The sequence below is a fragment of the Herpetosiphonaceae bacterium genome, assembly GCA_036374795.1.
Classification (GTDB): Bacteria; Chloroflexota; Chloroflexia; order Chloroflexales; family Kallotenuaceae; genus LB3-1.
In genome coordinates, this window is record DASUTC010000158.1 from 17,773 (window position 1) to 38,434 (window position 20,662).

Sequence of the window (20,662 nt, forward strand, 5' to 3'; positions counted from 1 at the left end):
AATGCTATAAGCGATGGATTACGGGTTACTTAGCTACCTCGACCAGCACGGCACGCCCAGGAAGTACACGCTACGCCTGGGCAGCATGACGATTGGCCGCGCGCCTGAGAACGAGATCGTCTTCGAGGACGAGCAGATCGAGCGGTTTCATATCCGCGTGCTGTGCCTGCCCGACGGCTGCTGGGCGATCAACCTGGGCAACGGCGGCACGCTGCTGAATCAGGTCACGCTCCAGCCGAATATTCGCACGCTGCTGCGCGACGGCGATACGATCTACGTCGGCGCGTACGAGGTCAAGTATAACGCCCAGCAGCAGCTAGAAACGCTGTCGCCGGTGCTGCGGCCTGAGATCGCGGCCAAGCTGCCGCAGATCGTCCAGCCAGCACCGCCGCCGCCCAAGCGCTCGACGGTGCGGCGGCTGCGCGGCAACGGCGGCCCGCCCCGCGTCCAGCGCAGTTTGTATCTCGACGACAGCGTTAGCTCGTACCTTCAGTACTTGCCGCCGTGCTACCAGGCCGACGACTTTCTCGGTCGTTTTCTGCTGATCTTCGAGGCGATCAATGATCCGCTTGAGCGCATGATCGATCAGATCCCGTTCTATTTCGACCCGCGCCTGACGCCGGAGTCGTTTTTGCCGTGGCTGGCCTCGTGGGTCGATCTGGTGCTGAACGAGAACTGGACGGTCGAGCAGCGCCGCGCGCTGATCCGCGCGGCGCCGGACCTGTATCGCTGGCGTGGCACGCGGCGCGGGCTGAGCGAGTATATCAAGCTGTACGCGGGCGTGAAGCCGATCATCGTCGAGCCGCATGAGACGGAGCAGAACGGCGAGCAGGAGCCGCTACCGCCGCATGTGTTTCGCGTCGTGCTCAACGTGCCCGATCCCGACGAGATCGATCGCGACATCATCGAAGCAATCATCGAGTCGGAAAAGCCGGCGCATACCGGCTATATCTTGGAGATTCATCAGGCAACCGTTGCCGCATCCTAGCTTCCATCGCCGACGACATACAGTGCGCCGGAAAGGATCTTCATATGGACTATGGCTGGCTGCAAATCTACCATCGCGGCGGTCTGCAACAAGATCTGCCGCTGCGAGATGAGCTTACGATTGGACGTGCCGACGATAACGATGTAGTGCTCAATGAGGCGACGGTATCACCCTACCACGCCAAGATCGTCTGCGACAGCGAGGGCTGCTGGATTGTGGACCTGACGAGCGCCAACGGTACGTTTGTCGAGGGCGAGCGCCTCGCCAGCCAGCAGCCACAGGTCCTGACCGAGGGCGTGACGGTCCAGATCGGCAACACGCGCATTATTGCCTATCCGCAAATCGCTGGAGCCTCCGATGCGACGCAGCCAAGCGGCCCGAACGCGCCGACGCTTGCGGTCCCGGCGATTGTCGCGCCGTTCAATCGCGGCGCGCCGCCCGCCGAGGGCGTGCCCACGGGCAATCCTTTCGCGCAGAGCGGCCTGACCGCGCCGTCGCCGATGCGCGCGGTGCCCGCCGGCGAGTTTGGTCTGCACACGGCCAGCAGCACCGGGCACAGCTCGGTCAATCTGACGCTGACGGCCAGCGATCTGGCGGCGCACGCTGGCGGCTCGGCGTTTACGTCGATCTTCGTCGTCAACCGCTCGACCGTCGTCAACCGCATTGAGCTAGTGGTGGACGGCGTGCCGCCCTCCTGGGTGACGATCAAGCCAAACACGCTCTCGCTCTTTCCGGGCGGTCAGGGCGAGGCGCAGATCCTGATCAATCCGCCGCGCGATCCGAGCAGCCGCGCAGGCACACATACCTTTGAGGTCATCGCGCGCTCCGAGCAGCATCCCGCCGAGCGTCCGGTCGTCGCGGGCACGCTCACGATCCTGCCGTTCAGCGAGTTCGCGCTCGACATCAACCCGCAGCAGCAGACGGCACGAGTCCAGGGCACCTACGAGATCCAGGTGGCGAACCGCAGTAACAGCGAGCGCGTCTTTCAGTTCGAGGGACGCGAGGCCGAGAATGCGATTACGTTTCGCTTTCATCCCGCGACGCTCAAGGTGGGTCCCGGCGAGACGGGCACGGTGCGCACACGCGCGCGGCTGATCGCGCTGCACTGGGTGGGCAGCCCCAAGATCTATCCCTTCACGGTCAACGTCGCGCCGAACGACCAGTCAGCGCCGCACCAGCAGGTTGGCGGTCGGCTGGTGCATCGTCCGCCGATCTCGCCGCAGCTTTTGATGTTCCTGATGCCGCTGCTGATGGCGGCGTGCAGCGGCATGTGGTACCTCTACCGCTACAACAAGCCCAGGATCGTCGCGGCGCTCATGCCCTCGGCCACGCCCACGCCAAGCATGACGACAACCGCGACGATTTTTAGCACCGACTCGGCCTTAACGCTCACTCAGACGGTGACGGCTACCGGGACCGAGATCGTGCCGACGCTGGAGCCGACGCTTGTGCCGACCGATCCCGGCGCTGGCCTGGTGCCGATCGCGGATCCGACAGCGCCATCGCCCGCCGCATCGCCAACCACGCCGCCGACGGCCACGCCCAATCCCACCGCGACGGGCACCGCGACGGGCACTGCGACTCCGCCGCCAACGGCCACGCCCAATCCCACCGCGACGCAAGCCCCGACGTCGACGCCGACGATCGGTGTGGCAACCGCGCTCCCGACGACGTTTATCGCGCCGACGCTGCCGCCGCTGCCTACGCCCACGCCCACGAACACGCCGACGCCTTCGGTCACGCCAACGCCGCTGCCGCTGGTCGTGGAGGCGATTGCCCAGGCGCAGGCCAATCCATCGAGCAGCCGAAGATGCCAGGAAACATTCGGCTTCAGCGGCACGATCAGGGTCAATGGCCCCGTGACCGTTAAATACCACTGGACTCGCAGCGACGGCAGTATGTCGCCTGACGCGACGTACACGTTCACCAGCGCCGGATCGTACCCCGTCAGCAATAGCTGGAATGTCTCTGTCTCACAGTCCACGAGCGGCTGGGCGCGTCTCGACGTGATCGAGCCGGTTGCTGTTTCGTCCGGACAATCGAACTTTACCCTGACCTGCGATATGCCCTACGCGGCGTATGTCTACAATAACGATACGACCAGCGGGTCTTCGTTCAGCCAACTGATCATCGACAGCGTGCAGGTCGACGTGGTTTCCCAATCCGCAGTGGCAGCCCATCCCAATCGAGCCAGATGGATGAGCGTGATCGTCGGCAACGACACGAGCTGGTCGTCGGCGAATGTGGGATCAGTCTGGGACTTAAATAAACCGATCATCGGCGTCGGCATGGGCGGCAGATCCTTCTTCAAAGCGGCGGCGGCTGTGGCCCCGTCCCTGGAGCTGGATAATAGCGACTGGCAGGCGAGCGGCAAAGATGTCATCGCCGCGAATCGCCAGGATACGTTCATGTGGCAGAGCATTGATACCAACGCCGTCGTTCCGCTCTACACGGCTGATACGTCGCTGGTGGGCATGTACAGCCCTCAGCCCAAGCTTGGCCTGATCCGCGTCGGACAGAAAACCGACAGCACGCCCTACTACCCGATCGCTGCCCAGGAGGTCAACGGCGCGTGCCACAAGCTGTGGGGCTTTACGGGCGCGCCCACGAGCATGACGGATCAGGGAAAGCAATTATTCAAGAACGCCTTCTTTAAGAGCAGTTGCCCGGCAAGCATCACCAAGGTGACATTGACGATCTCGCAGGTGTATTGCAGCCAGCCGCTCGAATCACCGCCTATCGGGAACGGCGACGAGGTCTTCTTCACGCTTCAGGGTAGTCCGGCCAATGCACAGGGTACGGCTGCCAGTACCTCTGTGCAAGGAGGCGTCGTGAGGGGCTATACCTATGCGCCCAGTATGTCGCCGATAACGTTTACCGATCCCGGCAGCTCGCTCACGATTAACGTGCAGGGTGAGGACCGCGATCTTGCGCCTGAGCAGAACGATGGCAACAACAGCTTGATCAGCCCCGGCGCGATCACGATCACGCGGGCAGAGCTTGAAGCTTCGTTCGGAACGAGCATGGTCAGGGATTTTCAGCTCACGGGCACGAATGGCACCGGCGTCTATCGGGTCAGCGTCACGATTGTCGTCGAGTAGCGCACCGGGCTGTGCATAGCCATAATCCGAAATCGTGCTCGATGACACCACCTACGCGGGAGCGCATACGCTCCTGCGTAGGCGTAAGCTGGCCGGTAGATTCTTGTGGCCGACCTGATGATCAACGCCGCCGACCATCCATCACCCATAGGTAGGAACCATACGCCGATGATCCAGCCCGCAGACATGCAAACGAACACTGCCAAGCCTGCACCCCTGTCGCTTGAGGCTGCCAGATCAGAGCTATCGTTTGGTCTTCTCGTCATCACCTATCCCGATGGACGCGAGGACATCGTCGACCTCGTCAGGGCAACGACGCATGTTGGACAGGCCAGCGATAACGATGTGGTTCTCGACCACGAGCTGATCGCCGATCATCATGCCCAGATCCTCTGCGATTGGACCGGCTGCCAGGTGATCGATCTCGGTAGCCATATCGGGAGCCAGATCTTGGAGCGCGAGGAGATACCCGATAAGCGCTCGATCGTCGGCAAGCGCCTGCCGCCAAAGGTGCCGCATCCGCTGGAGAAAGGCACGACGGTGCTGATGGGCGAGGTGGTGCTGATCTATTATCCCTCGGTCAAGGACATACCAAAAGCCGCGCCGGTAGGCGATAACGAGCCGCTTGTGCGCATCCTGCATCTGATTAGCGCCGTGCTGCTGATGGTCTGCATCCTGGGCACCAGCGCCGTGTGGCTGCGGGGCTGGTGGCTGGGCGCGACCTCGCTTGCCACATCCGCACCGCCGCGCACCGCGACGCCCATCCCACCCACGCCAGCCCCGACCGCCCCGCCGACGATTGCGTTCTATAGCTACGCGGTTGAGACGGACTACAAGCTCAATCTGCATATCCGCGTCGCGCCCGGTCTGGATCAGCAGATCCTTGGCAAAATCCCGTTCGGCACGGCGGTGAAGGTGTACGGCGATCCCGTGCCCCGCGATGGATACCACTGGGTCCGCGTCGATGCTCCCAACCTGTCCGGGTGGTGCGTCATAGAAGCGCTACGTCGAGAGTAGCTGTCCTAGAGTATGTCAGCCTTCGTACGATTGAGTTCAATCATGCGGCATCGTATGGTGTGCCTGGTACATCGCCATACGCAGCGCCGTTCAATAGTTCCTTACATTTCTTTATGGAGCGCCATCCATGACGTACATGCCTTTTCCACGGCCTCGGCCACTCGCTCCTGATACAAAACGTCCTTCGTTCAAGCTCTTCTGCCTGACGATGCTCTTGAGCCTCTGTCTGGCGCAATTCTCGCAGTTCCTTTTCGAGGTGCGTATCGCGGATGATGCGCCCGTAGCGCCGCTCAAGCCCATGCCCGACATGAGCAAGCTGCCGATCGCGTTCGTGCCCAACGTCGGGCAGACCGATTCCAGCGTTCGCTTCCAGGCCCAGGGCCTCGGCGGTATGATCTTCTTTACCACAGACCAGATCGTGCTGTCGCTGCCGACCGACTCCCCCCAGGAGTCCGCGTCGGATCAGGAGGCTGCTTCTGAGTCAGCGCTTGTGCGGCTGCGCTTTGTCGGGGCCAATCCCACGCCTGCGGTCAAGAGCGCCGAGCCGCTGCCGGGTATCGTCAACTATTTTCTCGGCGACGATCCCGCCAGGTGGCACAGCAACGTCCCAACCTACGGCGCGCTGCGCTACGAGCGGCTCTATCCCGGCATCGATCTGCGCTACGACGGCAAAGGCGGGCGGCTGAAAGGCACCTATACGGTCGAGCCGGGAGCCGATCCTAGCCGCATCCGCTGGCGCTACCAGGGCACCACCGCGCTCACGGTCGACGGCGACGGCAATCTGGTTGCGACGCTGCCCACCAGCCGCGCGCAGCTCGTCGAAGAAGCGCCGATCGCGTGGCAGACCGTGGATGGACGCCAGGTACCCGTGCAGGTGAGCTATGCCCTGAGCCAGGATCAGAGCGTGAGCTTCAGCCTGGGAAGCTACGATCGCGCCCTGCCGCTGACGATCGATCCTGAGTTAGCTTTGGCGTACAACACGTATCTTGGAGGTGGAGATGAGGATTTTGCATATAGCATTGCGGTAGACGAGAGCGGCTCTGCCTATGTCGCTGGTAGAACAAAATCCACTACATTTCCGACGAATGGCAATCCCTATGACAATTCACATAATGGTGGGCATGACGTATTTGTAACTAAGCTGATTGCAGACGGCAGCACTCCGGTGTATAGCACCTACCTGGGAGGCAATGGTGACGATGGTGCAACGCGTGTTGCTATTGCCGTGGATCAAAATGGCAGTGCCTATCTTACTGGTGATACAACACCATCATCGAGTTTAATCCAGGTTGGATTCCCAACGCTTAATCCGATATACGGAAGTCGTCGTGGTGGAACTGATGCATTTGTTACCAAACTGAACCCACAAGGGAATGAGCTTGAGTATAGCACCTACTTGGGAGGAGCCGATACCGATGTAGGCTACAGTATCACTGTAGATCGGGACAGTGCAGCTTATATCACAGGTTCTACCCGATCTTCGGGAAATGCCAGTCATCAAAAATTTCCGATGCAAGGTGACTCCTGGTCGTCATCGAATAATGGTGGCTCTGACGCTTTTATCAGCAAGCTAACGGCGGACGGCTCAGACCTCGTTTACAGCTCCTACATCGGGGGAAAGCACCGGGATAATAGTTTCGATATCGCTGTGGACTATGATGGCTATATCTACCTGGCAGGATCAACAGAGATCGATACGAACCTCAATCCAATCCCAGCTCAAGACTTCCCAAGGGTAGGCAGCACCAGGCAATTCGGGGGAATCAAAGATGCATTTGTGATGAAACTAAATATCAGCCTCGGAAGAGCCGAACAGATTGTTTACAGCACGTATCTGGGCAGTTCAGAATCAGAAGAAGCGCAAAGTATTGCGCTCGATCATAGAAATCACGTATATGTTACTGGTTGGACTAATTCGCCTAACTTCCCCACTCGCAATGCATATGATAACGCTCTCTTTGTTAGCAATGCTGATCCAAAACATGCTGATAACAATGATGTGTTTGTGACTGAGATGATCATGCAAGGTGCAGACCCAGTGGTATATAGCACCTTTTTTGGCGGCAATGGCTTTGACCGTGGGATCGCCATTGCAGTAGATGGATCGGGACATGTGTACATCACTGGTGATACACAATCACCCGGAAGTAGTGTCTCGCCTGATCCATCGCCCTCCCCGTCGCCGTCGCCATCGCCATCACCATCAGCGTCACCCTCCCCATCACCGTCGCCATCGCCATCACCATCAGCGTCACCAGCACCATCGCCTGATCCTTCGGCGTCACCGTCGCCATCGGCGTCGCCTGCTCCATCACCGTCGCCATCGCCGTCGCCATCGCCATCGCCCTCCCCGTCGCCATCGCCATCGCCCTCCCCGTCGCCCTCCCCGTCGCCGTCGCCTGGACTGGCTTCTAATAGCATCTCTCCGGCGAACGTTGGAGCGCTGCCCACTACTGGGAATGCTTTCAGCACCACCTATTTAGGTGGGTCAAAAGATGCGTTTGTGGCGCAGTTGGATGTAACAGCGGGGACTTCCGGCCTCGTCTACAGCACCTATCTCGGCAGCGCCCAAGGAGATGAAGGGCGCGGGATTGCGTTAGATGGTTCGGATAATATATTTATAGCTGGCTACGTAAAAGCTCCTTTCCAGGCCCCGCCTGCCAGCGGAGCAAATGGTGGTGGTTTCGATGCGTTTGTCACCAAGCTCACAAATCCACTACCCGGTGATACCAGCATCTCGCTCAGTCCTGCACAGAAGGAGATTGGGAGTAACCAGTTCTTCAGCATAGAGATCAGGGTAAACCGGGGGAGCATACCGATCGATAAGGTTGCGGCCTATCTCAACTTTAATCCAGACGCGCTGGAAGTGGTAGATACAAGAGGTGCCCCAACAGACGTTATCGTACCATCAGACATTCTTGCAACCACGACCACCAACAAGGTCGATAATGGCACTGGAACTATCAATTTCGTGGCAGATGTAAATAGTACTGTGCCAGAAGAATTTCTTGCCGCTACGGTGCTCTTCCATGCCAAATCGGGTGCTCCTCTGTCTCAGACGACAGTGAATATCGTACGAGATAAGGCGAATGATAGATTCAGTGATCTATTCAAGGATGGCCTCAGAAAGCGTGCAACACTCAACAACGCCGATATCACCGTCTACGAGGGTATTCTGCTCAACGGGAAGGTCGCGATCGAGCAGCGCACTAGCACCGATTGGGACACGGACTTGTTTCGCGCAACGAAGGAAGGAACGAAGGGCGGTATCAGCATTTATGACGTGGGAAGTTCCACGCCCCTGACCATTACCACTGATCCGATAACACCTACGACCAGCCCGGACGGGCGATTCTCGATCAAGATCCTGGGCATTCCCGGCGATACCTACGATATGCAGATCAAGGGCGCGAATACGCTCAGCATTATTACAAGCTCGGTCGACCTCCAGTTCACCAATGAGATCGACTTTGGCACGCTGCCCGCTGGCGACGCCAACGGCGACGATCTGGTCAACGGCGGTGACGTTTCGTATATCGCGCCCGCCTTCGGGCTGAGCGCGGGACAGACCGGCTACCGGCCCTTTGCCGACATCAATAACGACGGCAATATTACCGGGGCGGATGTCTCAGGGCTGATCTGTAACTTCCTCAAGAGCGGGCCGATCGACGCGGCGACCGCTCCCGCATGTCCGGGGCCGTTCCAGGCTGCGAGCGCCACGACGTCGACGCGGCCCACGCTTGGCGTGAGCACGGCCCGTCAGATGGTGCAGGCGGGAGAGATCTTTACCGCAACGCTCGACCTCGACTTGAACACGGCGTCCGCAGACACGATCGACACGTACCTGGACTTCGATCCGCAGTACCTCGAAGTCGTTGACGCCGCCGGGCAGCCCACGACGCGGCTGAGCCTGAACACCGCGATCTTCGGCAGCGCGACCTACAATGCCGTGAATAACGCTCAGGGACGAATCGGCCTCTCGGTTTCGCGCTTCAGCCAGCCCTGGCTGACCGGCAAGCTGACGATCGCTACTGTTCGGTTCCGCGCCAAAGCGCCTGTGAGCACAACGCGGATTGTCATGGCGCAGGCAGGCCCGCGTCACAGCGATTCATTCCGGGGCGGATACCCGCTGGGCGTGATCCGCTCTGATGCCGCAGTGAGCATCGGCGCGACCGTGCATCAGGTCTATCTGCCTTACGCCACGCGGTAGCGCGGCTATCGCACGTGGTGAGCGGCAGCCGATACGCACGGTTGTCGTTCACCACCCTGGTAAGCACGCTGCTTGCAGCCAGCGCGCAGCCGACGATCCGAAACCTATATGCTAAGACGAAGAGGATTGCTACGGCGAGAAATCTGTTTCGGCTAGTTAAAGAGACGAGCCTTGCATCTGATACAGCAGCTTCATCCCAATTGCTATCTCAGTCGTGAGCCATTCATTGGCTGATCAATACGGAGCGCCATTCATGACCACCACAGCATATCCGCGACTTCGTGTACCTGTAGCATCCTCATATCGCCCGTTATACGGTCTATGTTGCCTGGTGCTGATCGTGAGCTTGCTGCTGACGGCGCAGCCTCTACCATCGCTTGCGACCGGCCTGGCGGATGTGCCGAGGCCGCCGATGAAACCCAGCCTGGCAAATCTGCCGATTGCGTTTGTCCCCAACGTTGGGCAGACCGATCCCAGTGTGGAGTTTCAAGCGCAGGGTCTTGGCGGCACGCTCTTTTTCACGCCCGATCAGATTGTGCTGACGCTGCCTACAGCTTCCCGATCAGACCAATCAACCGATGATCATTCGCCTGTCGCGCTGAAATCCCGGTCGCGCACGCGCGCAGCCGAGCCAGCATCCCGCCGCGATCAGCGTGCGGTCGTGCGTCTGGATTTTGTCGGAGCCAACCCTAGCCCGGCGATCACGAGCGCCGATCCGCTGCCCGGTATCGTCAACTACTTCCTCGGCGACGATCCCGGCCAGTGGCGCACGAACGTGCCGACCTACGCCGCGATCCGCTATGAGCGGCTGTATCCCGGCATCGATCTGCGCTACGACGGCAAAGGCGGGCGGCTGAAAGGCACCTATTTCGTGGCCGCAGGAGCCAATCCCAGCCGCATTCGCTGGCGCTACCAGGGCGCGACAGCCGTCACCGTCGATCAGAGCGGCAACTTGGTCGTAAGCCTGGCGCCGCATGCCGACTCCCAGGCGGGCAGTACGCTGGTCGAAGAAGCGCCGATCGCGTGGCAGACCGTGGATGGACGCCAGGTGCCGGTGCAGGTGCGCTACACCGTCGCGCCCGACCAGACGATCGGCTTTACGATCGGCACCTACGACCGGACGCTCCCGCTCGTGCTCGACCCGACCCTCGACTACAGCACCTACGTCGGCAGCAGCGGCGACGATACAGGCCGCAGCATCGCCGTCGATGGAGACGGCGAAGTCTATATTACCGGCGATACCAATTCGCTCAGCTTTCCTATTACCAACACCGGTACACTTACTGATACCAATCAGGGCGGCACAGATGCATTCGTGGTCAAGCTGAACCCGGCTGGTAGCCAGGCGCTCTACAGCTCCTTTATTGGTGGTGAGAATACAGATGTCGGCAATGGCATTGCCGTAGACAGCGCCGGCAATGCCTTCATCGTCGGGTCGACCGCCTCCGTCACTTTTCCGCGAGTCAATCCGTACGATCTCGTGTTCAACGGCGCAACCGATATCTTCGTGACGCAGCTCGACACCGCAGGAGCAATAACCTACAGCACGTATCTGGGCGGGAGTTTCGCAGAATCGGGCAATAGTATCACGGTAGACAGCACGCACAATATCTACATTACCGGCGAAACAGAGTCGGACTACTTTCTACCCGCTACCAATCCTGACAGCACGCCTATTCTTGGCTACAGCAAAACGTTAAGAGGCATCGCCGATGCGTTTGTGATCAAGCTCAAAAGCGATAAGATGATCGCGTACGGCACCTATCTGGGCGGGAGTCTTGCTGAGGCTAGCAGCGCCATCACGATCGATGGCAACGGCTTCGCCTACGTGACCGGCTACACCAGCTCCACCGATTATCCAAGGCAAAATAGCTTCCTGCTGCCGACCGTCGGCGGGATCGATGCGTTCGTGACCAAGCTTGCCGCAGATGGCAGGACGCTGGTGTATAGCACCTTCTTCGGCGGCTCGTCGAACGACTTTGGCACGGGTATCGTGGTGGACGCCGATCGCAGTGCCTACGTTACGGGCTATACCAGTTCGCTCAACTTTCCGGTTGCAAACTACTACCAGAAGACGCTCAAAGGTAACAACGATGCGTTTGTCACCAAGATCAGCGCGATCGGCAACTCCATCGTGTACAGCACCTACCTGGGCGGCACCAGCGATGATTATGGTCAAGGCATCGTCGTGGATCGCCAAAAATCGATCTATCTCATCGGTTATACGGCGTCGGGCGACTTTCCGAACGACAATGCGTTGCAGGCTACCCGCAACGGCGGCACGGATACCTTTGTCACGCAGCTCAAGCCGAATGGCACGACGATCGAGTATAGCACCTACTTTGGCGGCACGAGCAACGATTACGGCCAGGCTATCGCCGCGAAGTGCGAGTTGGCAGGGCCGTGTACCCTGTATATCACCGGCATCACGGCCTCCAAAGATTTTCCAACAACCGCTGGCTCATCCAGCCCCGGCTACCATGAAGGTCTGACCGATATATTCGTCGCCCGGCTTGGCCCGCCCTCGACTGGCCCGCGCCTATACCTGCACCCGCCGCTGAAGTTCATCGGCACGAATCAAGAGCTGAGCGTGGAGATCAAAGTAGATACGGGTGGTGCGGACATCGATACCGTCGACGCCTATCTTCAATTCCCTAAAGAGCACCTGGAGGTTATAGAGGTTGTACCGATTACGCCTACGAATATCACGAACCTCCAGATCTATAGAACATTTGACAATGCGGCAGGCCGTGTCGACTTTTCTGCCACCACGCTGGAACGGGGCACCACGCTGCCGGATCAATTTACTGCGGCTACCGTACGCTTCCGCACCACCTTACTCACGACAAACGGCTCAGCCCCTGCCACTATCTCCTTTATCGAGAAAGAAAGGGCGCGCCGGAGTAATCTTTACTTCGAGGGCACGGCGGTTCCTGCAGCACCGAGTACGCTCAAGCTGGAGAGCAGCAATATCCGCATCCTCTCCGGCGCGCTTTTGAATGGGAAGATCTCCCTGGAAGGACGCGGCGCGCCGTCCACTCCTGGCTGGATCACACCGCTCTTCCGAGAACATAACGGACTCGTCAACGGCGGTATCGTGGTGTATGATCCGGCCGATCCCACAAACCAGACGGTTTTGGGATACTTTGCGACGACGACCGACAACAACGGGCGGTTTTCGATCTTGCTTGAGGGCATTAACGGCGGTAAGTATCCTGTTCAGATCAAAGGTGCCGATACGCTCAGTAATATTCGCCAGGCGGATCTGGACACCAGTGATCTGATCGAATTCGGCACGCTCTGCACAGGCGATAGCACCGGCGACGATATGATTAACGGCGCGGACGTATCCTACATGGTGCCGTCCTACCAGCTGGAGAGCAGCCATCCGAACTTCTTGCCCTATGGCAACGCCAATAAAGACGGGCTGATCGATCGCGCGGACGTGCTCGCGGTCAAAGAGAATTTTCTCAAGACGGGCGTGATCTCGGAGACAAATCCGCTGGCGTGTCGCCCCCCTGCTCTCAGCAGCACCAATCGTTCAGCCGCCGCACAGCCGCTCGACGCATTGAGCGCAGCGCCGGAAAATAGCCCTGGGACCGTCGAGCGACCTACGCTCCGTTTGTATCCAGAGAATCAGACCGTCTTTGCCGGACAGGTCTTTACGGTCAGTCTTCAGGTCGATCTCAAGTCGACCGTCGCCGACACGATCGATGCGTTTCTGGATGTCATGCCCAATGAGCTAACCTTCGTCGACAAGGATGGCAATCCGATCAAGGATGATGCTCTGCAAGGCGAGATCGAGCTAGACGTTGCTGGTCTAGGCAACACGTCTTGCGAGCCCACCTACAATGATATTAGGAGCCAGAGCATCGGGACGGCCAACGCTTCTGTGACCTGCTTCAGGCAGCCGTTCTTGCCCAACCAATTTACGCTTGCGACATTCCGGCTCAAAGCAGACTCCAGCACAGACCAGGCGACGATAACGCTCAAGAGCACTCCGAATAATGTGCGGCAGAGTAATCTCTATCGCGACGGCAATCCGATCGACTCGCTGCGAACAAACGCTACGGTTGAGGTGCTAAAGCTGGCTGGAGAGATCTTTGTGCCGATCGTACGTAAGTAGCCCGCATCATACCAACGCCGGTTGATCCGCGCTGGTCGTCTGGCCGACTCAGGCCAGGATCAGGTAAGCCGAAGCACTCGCTCAGAGGCATCTCGCACGAGATGCCTCTGCTGTTTAAGCCTGCTGCACCCTGCCAAGCCATTGCTCCCGCGTGGACCGAATACGCGCCGTATGTGCAGCATGCGGCTCAGTACCAACTGTGGTACTCAATGAGTATGGTACTCAATTCGGGACCTGCGTGTCTATCATGATCTCATCGACACTCTACAATGCGCTTACACCCTTCCTTCGCTCATCATTACCGCTGAAAGCAACACCAGGATTCGCAGAAAATCCGTTGTGAATCTTTATTGGGATAAGGTTGCTGGTAAGGTGGTACTGGTAAAGTATAGCCATAGAAGAAAACAACTTGACGAGAAGCACTAAACTACAGTACTATAGAGCACCAAGCCAGCAGCCCAACCAACCGCCAAAGCGCAATATCCCACAGGATAGCAATCGAGCAGATCGGCGCAGAGCCGAGACGAACGCCCTGGACATGGCATGTCAACACGCCGGATGACCCTGTCGTCATTCGTTCATCAAATCAATCATCACGTCAGAAAGGGAGACACGATCATGGAAGCATCAATCGAGATCAAGAACCTCTACCTCGGCCTGCTGAACGCCTATAACACCGGAGATGTCGACTTTATGATCCGCTACACGGCCCCCGCCGATGGCATTCTGGTCGTCGGCACCGACCCCGACGAGTGGTGGGCCGACCATGAGACGTTCGTCGAAGCGGTGCGCGTGCAGTTGAAAGGGTTCCGCGAGGCGGGCCTCTACGCCACACCGGGCGAGCCGCAGGCATTTGTGGATGGTCGTGTGGGCTGGATTGCGGATCGCCCGGTGTGGACGCTACCAGATGGCACAATTACCGAATCGCGGGTGACGGCGGTCGTTCGCTGGATGGATGGCGAGTGGAAGTTTGTGCAGCAGCACTTCTCGCTGGCGATTCGTAACGAGGACGTGATCGAAGCTCCGGAGACGGTGGAGCTGGCGCGTGAGGTCGCGGGCTAATCTCCGAGGCAGAACGGACCACAGCGTTGCTATCGCGCTCCATGATATGATACATCCCATCAGTTGGATTTGATGAAACAGGGGCACCACGGAGTGCCCCTTCGTATTACCCGGCAAACCAGACTCCTGCCCCCTCCCTCCAGCGCCTCATTATAAAAACCCACTTTACAATTACTATTTCATGTAGTATTGTATTAACCACTATAACACGTAGTAGCAAAAGCCATCGCATCGCACGGTGCCACAACTTCCCAGCCTTGCGATCATCTCCGACGGAGGCATTGCGCATGCGCTCAGAGCAATCGATCGATTCGGCCACCCATCACTACCGCGCGCAGGAGAGCATGCTCCTACGCCCCGGTAACGCTGCCTCGTCCGCGCTGCCCCACACCAGCGCTACCCCAAGGTTGCTGGAAACAATGTCCGTTACCGCGCCGCTCGATGATGCCGATACAGGCGTCGAGTTTCTCTCGGTGTATCGTCGTCTGCTGGCCGAGATCGAGTGCTGGTGCAAGCTCGAGCGCGCGCCGATCACCCAGGTGATCCGCTGGCAGGCGCTCCGCGATTATGTCGAGGTGTATAGCTACACCTATCCGCGACAGCCCTCGTATCCGTTTCCGCCGCGCTTTGGACGCTACGTAGCCTACCTGGAAGGCTTCGATACGATCATCACGGCGATCGACGACTGGTGCGAGTGGCTGAACCGCCAATTTCTGCCCGGCGTCGTGCCGATCCATCTGCTGCGCAGCGCTCTGGAGGAATGGGACGAGACACGTCGCGCGAGCGGACTGTCGCCGTTGCACGCGATGCCGTACCGGCTGCCGTCGATGAGCGCGCCGACGCCCGACCAGGCGTATCGCAGGTAGATCGGGATCGTGTAGCACTGCCTGCGCCGGGGTGTCTCGCCCGACCAGACGCGGCATGCTGGCGGCGATCACAGAATCAGCACGAGCGTGCCAGCCACGATCAGCGCGCTGCCGATGATCGATTGCCAGGTGAGCGGCTCGCCCAAAAAGAGCACCGAGAGCACCAGGATCATCACCAGGCTGGACTTATCGATCGGTGCGACCAGCGAGGCATTGCCCTCTTGCAGCGCCTTGAAGTAGCACAGCCACGATAGGCCGGTAGCCGCGCCGGAGAGCGCCAGAAAAACAAGCGTCTTGCGCGAGAGCGTCTCCACACCCGCCAGCTCGCCGCGCGCAAGCACAATGCCCCAGGCAATCGCCAGAATCACCACCGTGCGGATCGCCGTCGCAAGATTAGAATTGACCTCTTTGACGCCGATCTTCGCAAACACCGTGGTAAGCGCCGCAAACAAGGCCGACAGCAGCGCGTAGATCCACCATGATCGATTCATGCTCCTCCTCATCTCTCACCGATCGCCCCGGCAGCGCCTCAAGCCAGCGCTTTCTGCAACGTGACGTAGGTCGGCTCGGCGTAGCCTTCGTGCGTGCCGTAGCGCAAAAACGTGTAGCCGAGCCGCTCGTAGGCGGCGCGTAGCTCAGGCAGCGCCAGCCGAACGGACAGCCGCACGCGGGACAGCCCGACCACCCGCGACCGATCTTCCACGGCCACGATCAACCGGCGCGCAAAGCCGCGTCCCCGGTAGGCTGACAGCACCGCCAGCCGAGAAAAATACATATGGTCGGCGTATGCGAAGTAGAAGACGCAGCCGACGATCGCGCCATCGAGAAGCGCTACGATCGCGCTGCCCCGCGCCAGCTCGCGGCGCGTCGCTTCCACGGTTCTGGCCTGCGCGCTCGACGGCGGATCGAGACGACCATCATACTCGGCGAACGCGGCGCGAATCACCTCGACGATTTGTGGAATATCGGCCTCGGTAGCCTCACGTATTTGCACCATCGGATCATCTCCCCGTACGCTGCATCTGCCTCAGCCTTTCGGCTCCACGCGCCATTATACAGCGTTGACCGATGCGCCCACGCCGGGTCTATCGGCTGCGTGGAGCGATCTTCACCGCAGGCTCAGATTCGCCCTATTGAGCGGCATGGTGTCAGGGACTACACTTAAGCTGTTCTTTGCAGTATCCCGCGCAGCTTTGCTTACCATAAGCAGCACCATAGACGAGGCATGTATGCGACATCTTTTTCTGATCTGGCTTGCGCTGACGATCGCCCTGCCTAGCGCGATCAGCGCTCAGGCTACCGGAGACGCCCCACCGGCAGGTGTCGTCTGGCGATTAACGGGCAGCGCGTCCGGCAATATCTTCGCCGGTACCTGGTGCGGCGTGTACCAGCTTGCCGCCGATGGCACCCGCTGGCAGGATGTGCCGGGGCTGCGCGATGTTCCGGCCCGGCGGCTGGTGCGGCTCGACGGCAACGTGCTGCTCGCGGCGACGGCTGGCTGGTGGCCCGGTGGGATCTGGCGCTACGCGCCCGGTGAAGGCTGGCGGCGTGTACACGACACTGGCGATGCCCATCTGGCGGCCAATCCCTCCGGCACGCGCGTTTATGCGGTGTTTGTGGGGCCTGCCGGACCCTACGGCCCGACGTTGAACGTGCTGCGCTCCGACGACAGCGGTCGTACATGGAACGAGGTCGGGCATCCCGGCTATGCCCTGCCGATGGGCCTCGAAGTCGCGGTCGATCCCAGGAGCGGCCAGGAGATCGTGCTGCTGGCGACGCAGGCGCAGCGGCTCGGCGGCACCCATCTGCTGCGCTCGCTTGACGGCGGCGCAACCTGGGAAACGTTTCCGGGCTACACCGACGACATCCGCCAGGCCGACAGCCCGCTGCTGATGCTCGACAAGGACAACGCAACGCTGTACTTTTCTAATCGGAAGCAACATTTCGCGACCGGAGCGAGCACAACCAGACTCTACCGCGGCTCGGCAGCCGGATCGGGCCTTGAAGCCGTCGCGCTGCCCGCCGATCTGGAGCGCCACGGGCTGATCGATCTGGTAGCGCACGGCAACACCCTGATCGCCGCCGGATCGTCGAGCGTGTTTCGCGGCGAGCGGACAGGCACAGGCGATAGCTGGACCCGTATCGATGAGGGCCTGGGCCGTCCCACGATCTTCGATCTGCACGACGCCTCCGCTGCGGCGTCCGACCCCGCGAGCGTCTATGCGGCTACCAGCATCAGCGTGTACCGCTACGACGCCGCCGCCGATCGCTGGCGCTATGTCGCGCCCGGCATCGCGCCGTGCAACGCGCCGGGTCGCACCGTGTACGAGCGAATACCGTCGTTCTCAAGCGGCCCTGACCATCAGTTCTTCCCCGAAACCGGACACTCGTTGAGCTCTGGCTTCAAAGCCTTCTGGGAGCGTAACGGCGGATTGCCCGTGTTCGGCTTCCCGCTCAGCGAGGAGTTCGACGAGCGCAACGCCGACCTTCAGCGTGCCTTTACCACGCAGTACTTCGAGCGTGAGCGCCTTGAGTATCACCCGGAGAACGCCGGAACGATCTTTACTACGCTGCTTGGGCGGCTGGGAGCGGAGCTGCTGGCGGCGCAGGGACGCGACTGGCGGCAGGAGGACGGCACTGACAACCCCTTCCCCGGCGGCACAGGTCCATGCCGCGCCTTCAACGTCGGCGACGAGCGGCGCTCGGTGTGCGGGCCGTTTCTTCAGTTCTGGCAGAGCCACGGCCTCGATCTGCATCGCGGCGCGATCTCATACGACGAAAGCCTGCTGCTCTTCGGCTATCCGCTGAGCGCGCCCAGGCTGGAGGTCAATCCCGACGGCGATCGGGTGCTGACGCAGTGGTTCGAGCGCGCGCGCTTCGAGTATCATCCCAACAACCCCGACCCGTACAAGGTGCTGCTGGGGCGGCTGGGCAGCGAGGTGCTGCGCTCGCGTGGCATCGCTGTGCCGTAGCGTAGGGTGTGGGGATAGGACAGAAGTAGCGTCGTTCCGGGGATATTCCGTGGTATACTATCGTGCGCCGCGTACCAGCCGCTGTGCTGGCCGTGCGTGCCATCGAGCGCTCGTCGGCGGCACGGCTTGCGGCACGTGCAGCCAGTGTCGAACTCCCCCTTTGGCACGAGCTCATCACCGGGCAATCGTGGATACCTATGGCAGACTGAATCCCGCAGGCAGAGCCAGATCGGCGCGATATGCCATGCTCCCACGAGCAGGACGGTTCGATCGCCGTCCCGCGCGCATAGCTCGCCACGCACCGCGCTGCCGATGATCTCGATCGTCGCCGGAATGGCGAGCACATGCCGTGTTTGAAACCAGACGTACAGAGGAGAACGAAGCTATGATCGATCTAATCGAAGTGTGTCGGCGGCGGGCACCCGCAGCAGGAGGCGCGTGATGCCGCGCGATCGACGAGCGACGATGCGCCGAGCAAGCCTGCTCATGGCGCTGCTGACGCTCCTGGCTGCCTGTGGGCAAACCCAGCCGCCCGCGAGCGAGGCCGGCGGGCCTGTCGCGCTGCCGCTGAGCGGCGCGGTTGCCGAAGCGCCCGGAAAATTACTCTTCGACAGCACGGGAACCTGGACGACCTTGGAGCTGAGCAGCCAGCAGCGCAAAGAGATCGCGTCCTTTGCCGAGCGTGTCGTTCCATCGACGCCAGCCGTTGCGCCCGACGGGCAGACCGTGGCCTTTAGCGTCTTCACCTTCGGCAAAGGCCCCGACGATCCGGCCTACGGCACCGATCTCTACCTGATGCAGGCCGACGGATCGGAGCAACAAACGCTGCTGGCACATGCCGCGCCCGCCGAAACCCTGACCCAGCCCGCATGGTCGGCGGATGGGAAGACGCTCTACTTTACGTTCCGCAAGCCAAGCGGCGAGCAGCAGATCGAGCGGATGAGCCGTGACGGCTCGGAGCGATCGGCGGTGGTCAAGCAGGGTGAGAGCCCAACGCTATCCGCCGACGGACAGCACCTTGTCTATATCGGCCCCGACCCGAAGCACAACGTGCCCGTGCTGCTGATCGCCGGGGCGGACGGCAGCAACCCGCGACCCCTGCTGCACGATTGGGCATTTCAGGCCATCGCCGCGCCGCGCTTTGCGCCCAGGGGCAACCAGATCGTCTTTGCGGCGGTGCCCAATCCAACACCCTCGCCCACGGGAGCGCAGCCGCAGCGCGAAGACAGCCTCCTCGACGGGCTGCGGCCACGCACTGCCCGGGCGCATGGCATTCCCTGGGACCTGTGGATCGTCAACGCCGACGGGAGCGGCCTACAACAGCTTACGAAGCTCGCAGAAGACTCGCCGATGCCTGCGTGGTCGCCGGATGGCGCATGGATTGGCTTCAAGGGCGAGATGGGGCTGTACATCGTCGATCTAGCCGGGAAGCAGGTACGGCGTGTCGCCGAGGACAAGGCGGTCAGCATCGCCTGGCTGCCGTAGCCGAGATCTTCCGCGTCCGCCGGATCGGACAGGCCAGATTGCGGAGCAAGCACCAGCCGCCCTATGCGCTGGTGCTTGTTCGTGTGTCGCAGCGTCGGCCTGATACGCGCCGCCGCTGCGCTTACTTGGGGAGCAGCTGCTCCCTGGCCCACACGATCGCCTCGGCCCGCGAGCGCACGTCCAGCTTCATATAAATCCGGCTGAGATGATTGCGCACGGTCTGCTCCGCCAGGTTGAGCGAGTGCGCGATTCGCGCGTTGTCCCAGCCCTCGATCAACAGATCGAGAATCTGGCGCTCGCGTGTGGTCAGCAATTGCTCCGGCGTGCGCTGATTCTGGCCCTGCTGATACTGGATCAACTTCGCCAGGATCGCGCGGCTAAACCACGTCTCGCCGTTCATAATGGCGCGGATTGCCCGCACGATCGACTCGGTCGCCTCCTCTTTGAGCACATAGCCCGCAATATCGAGACTTGCCATGCGCCGCACATAGACTTCGTCGTCGTAGGCCGTGAGGATCAGCACGCGCGTGTTGGGGCAGCGCTCCCGAACGTATGGCACAGTCTCGGTCGGCGCCGGACCCGGCATGCGCAAATCTAGCAACAGGATATCGGGCTGCATATCGACGCTCATTTGCCGCGCCTCATGGCCGTTGGACGCTTCCGCAATCAGCGTGATGTCGGACTCGGCGCTCAGAATGGCTCGGATGCCCGCGCGCACAAACGGATGATCATCGGCGAGCAAGACCCGGATAGAATTGGACATACGATCGTATCCCCCTAGATGTCAGGCATGGTATGCAATGTGACGATGAACGACAGCATCAGGCGTTCGGCA

General features: G+C 60.5%; 12 protein-coding genes. 9 read left to right on the forward strand and 3 right to left on the reverse strand.

The genetic code is table 11. From position 1 onward, the window contains the following. Positions 1-13 precede the first annotated feature (13 nt). From VFZ66_11215 to VFZ66_11245, 7 genes are all read left to right on the forward strand, one after another. On the forward strand, positions 14-988 hold the full coding sequence (locus VFZ66_11215) for a phage tail protein (GenBank protein ID HEX6289754.1): 975 nt from the start codon (positions 14-16) through the stop codon (positions 986-988). Positions 989-1,032: 44 nt separating this feature from the next. Then, positions 1,033-4,089 (forward strand): FHA domain-containing protein, encoded by a 3,057-nt coding sequence (locus tag VFZ66_11220; protein HEX6289755.1) that lies wholly within the window; start codon positions 1,033-1,035, stop codon positions 4,087-4,089. A 186-nt stretch (positions 4,090-4,275) separates the two neighbouring features. Further along, the gene (locus tag VFZ66_11225; GenBank protein ID HEX6289756.1) at positions 4,276-5,106 is read left to right on the forward strand and encodes an FHA domain-containing protein; all 831 of its coding nucleotides are present in this window, start codon (positions 4,276-4,278) and stop codon (positions 5,104-5,106) included. Between the two features lie 127 nt (positions 5,107-5,233). Then, on the forward strand, positions 5,234-9,316 hold the full coding sequence (locus VFZ66_11230) for an SBBP repeat-containing protein (GenBank protein ID HEX6289757.1): 4,083 nt from the start codon (positions 5,234-5,236) through the stop codon (positions 9,314-9,316). 340 nt (positions 9,317-9,656) lie between these two features. Further along, positions 9,657-13,442, forward strand: a complete 3,786-nt coding sequence (locus tag VFZ66_11235; GenBank protein HEX6289758.1) for an SBBP repeat-containing protein — start codon at positions 9,657-9,659, stop codon at positions 13,440-13,442. A gap of 618 nt (positions 13,443-14,060) precedes the next feature. After that, positions 14,061-14,504, forward strand: coding sequence for a nuclear transport factor 2 family protein (locus tag VFZ66_11240; GenBank protein ID HEX6289759.1), 444 nt, complete (start codon positions 14,061-14,063; stop codon positions 14,502-14,504). Between the two features lie 287 nt (positions 14,505-14,791). Next, positions 14,792-15,370: a hypothetical protein gene (locus VFZ66_11245; protein ID HEX6289760.1), complete on the forward strand. Its 579-nt coding sequence runs from the start codon at positions 14,792-14,794 to the stop codon at positions 15,368-15,370. A 68-nt stretch (positions 15,371-15,438) separates the two neighbouring features. On the opposite strand, the gene VFZ66_11250 is transcribed toward VFZ66_11245, so the two are convergent. Further along, positions 15,439-15,861: an EamA family transporter gene (locus tag VFZ66_11250; protein HEX6289761.1), complete on the reverse strand. Its 423-nt coding sequence runs from the start codon at positions 15,859-15,861 to the stop codon at positions 15,439-15,441. A gap of 38 nt (positions 15,862-15,899) precedes the next feature. Beyond that, positions 15,900-16,367, reverse strand: a complete 468-nt coding sequence (locus tag VFZ66_11255) for a GNAT family N-acetyltransferase (GenBank protein HEX6289762.1) — start codon at positions 16,365-16,367, stop codon at positions 15,900-15,902. Between the two features lie 232 nt (positions 16,368-16,599). Between VFZ66_11255 and VFZ66_11260 the strand changes: the two genes are divergently transcribed. Together VFZ66_11260 and VFZ66_11265 are read left to right on the forward strand one after the other, a co-directional pair. Continuing rightward, complete coding sequence (locus VFZ66_11260) at positions 16,600-18,342, forward strand: sialidase family protein (protein HEX6289763.1); 1,743 nt, start codon at positions 16,600-16,602, stop codon at positions 18,340-18,342. A 441-nt stretch (positions 18,343-18,783) separates the two neighbouring features. Beyond that, complete coding sequence (locus VFZ66_11265; protein ID HEX6289764.1) at positions 18,784-19,827, forward strand: hypothetical protein; 1,044 nt, start codon at positions 18,784-18,786, stop codon at positions 19,825-19,827. Positions 19,828-19,948: 121 nt separating this feature from the next. On the opposite strand, the gene VFZ66_11270 is transcribed toward VFZ66_11265, so the two are convergent. Then, positions 19,949-20,590: a response regulator transcription factor gene (locus tag VFZ66_11270; protein ID HEX6289765.1), complete on the reverse strand. Its 642-nt coding sequence runs from the start codon at positions 20,588-20,590 to the stop codon at positions 19,949-19,951. Positions 20,591-20,662 lie beyond the last annotated feature (72 nt).

Coding starts and splice junctions, on each gene's coding strand:
- VFZ66_11220 (HEX6289755.1), top strand. CDS start 1,033: ATGGACTATGGCTGGCTGCAAATCTACCATCGCGGCGGTCTGCAACAA.
- VFZ66_11245 (HEX6289760.1), top strand. CDS start 14,792: ATGCGCTCAGAGCAATCGATCGATTCGGCCACCCATCACTACCGCGCG.
- VFZ66_11255 (HEX6289762.1), bottom strand. CDS start 16,367: ATGGTGCAAATACGTGAGGCTACCGAGGCCGATATTCCACAAATCGTC.
- VFZ66_11270 (HEX6289765.1), bottom strand. CDS start 20,590: ATGTCCAATTCTATCCGGGTCTTGCTCGCCGATGATCATCCGTTTGTG.
- VFZ66_11225 (HEX6289756.1), top strand. CDS start 4,276: ATGCAAACGAACACTGCCAAGCCTGCACCCCTGTCGCTTGAGGCTGCC.
- VFZ66_11250 (HEX6289761.1), bottom strand. CDS start 15,861: ATGAATCGATCATGGTGGATCTACGCGCTGCTGTCGGCCTTGTTTGCG.
- VFZ66_11240 (HEX6289759.1), top strand. CDS start 14,061: ATGGAAGCATCAATCGAGATCAAGAACCTCTACCTCGGCCTGCTGAAC.
- VFZ66_11215 (HEX6289754.1), top strand. CDS start 14: ATGGATTACGGGTTACTTAGCTACCTCGACCAGCACGGCACGCCCAGG.
- VFZ66_11230 (HEX6289757.1), top strand. CDS start 5,234: ATGACGTACATGCCTTTTCCACGGCCTCGGCCACTCGCTCCTGATACA.
- VFZ66_11265 (HEX6289764.1), top strand. CDS start 18,784: ATGCCGCGCGATCGACGAGCGACGATGCGCCGAGCAAGCCTGCTCATG.
- VFZ66_11260 (HEX6289763.1), top strand. CDS start 16,600: ATGCGACATCTTTTTCTGATCTGGCTTGCGCTGACGATCGCCCTGCCT.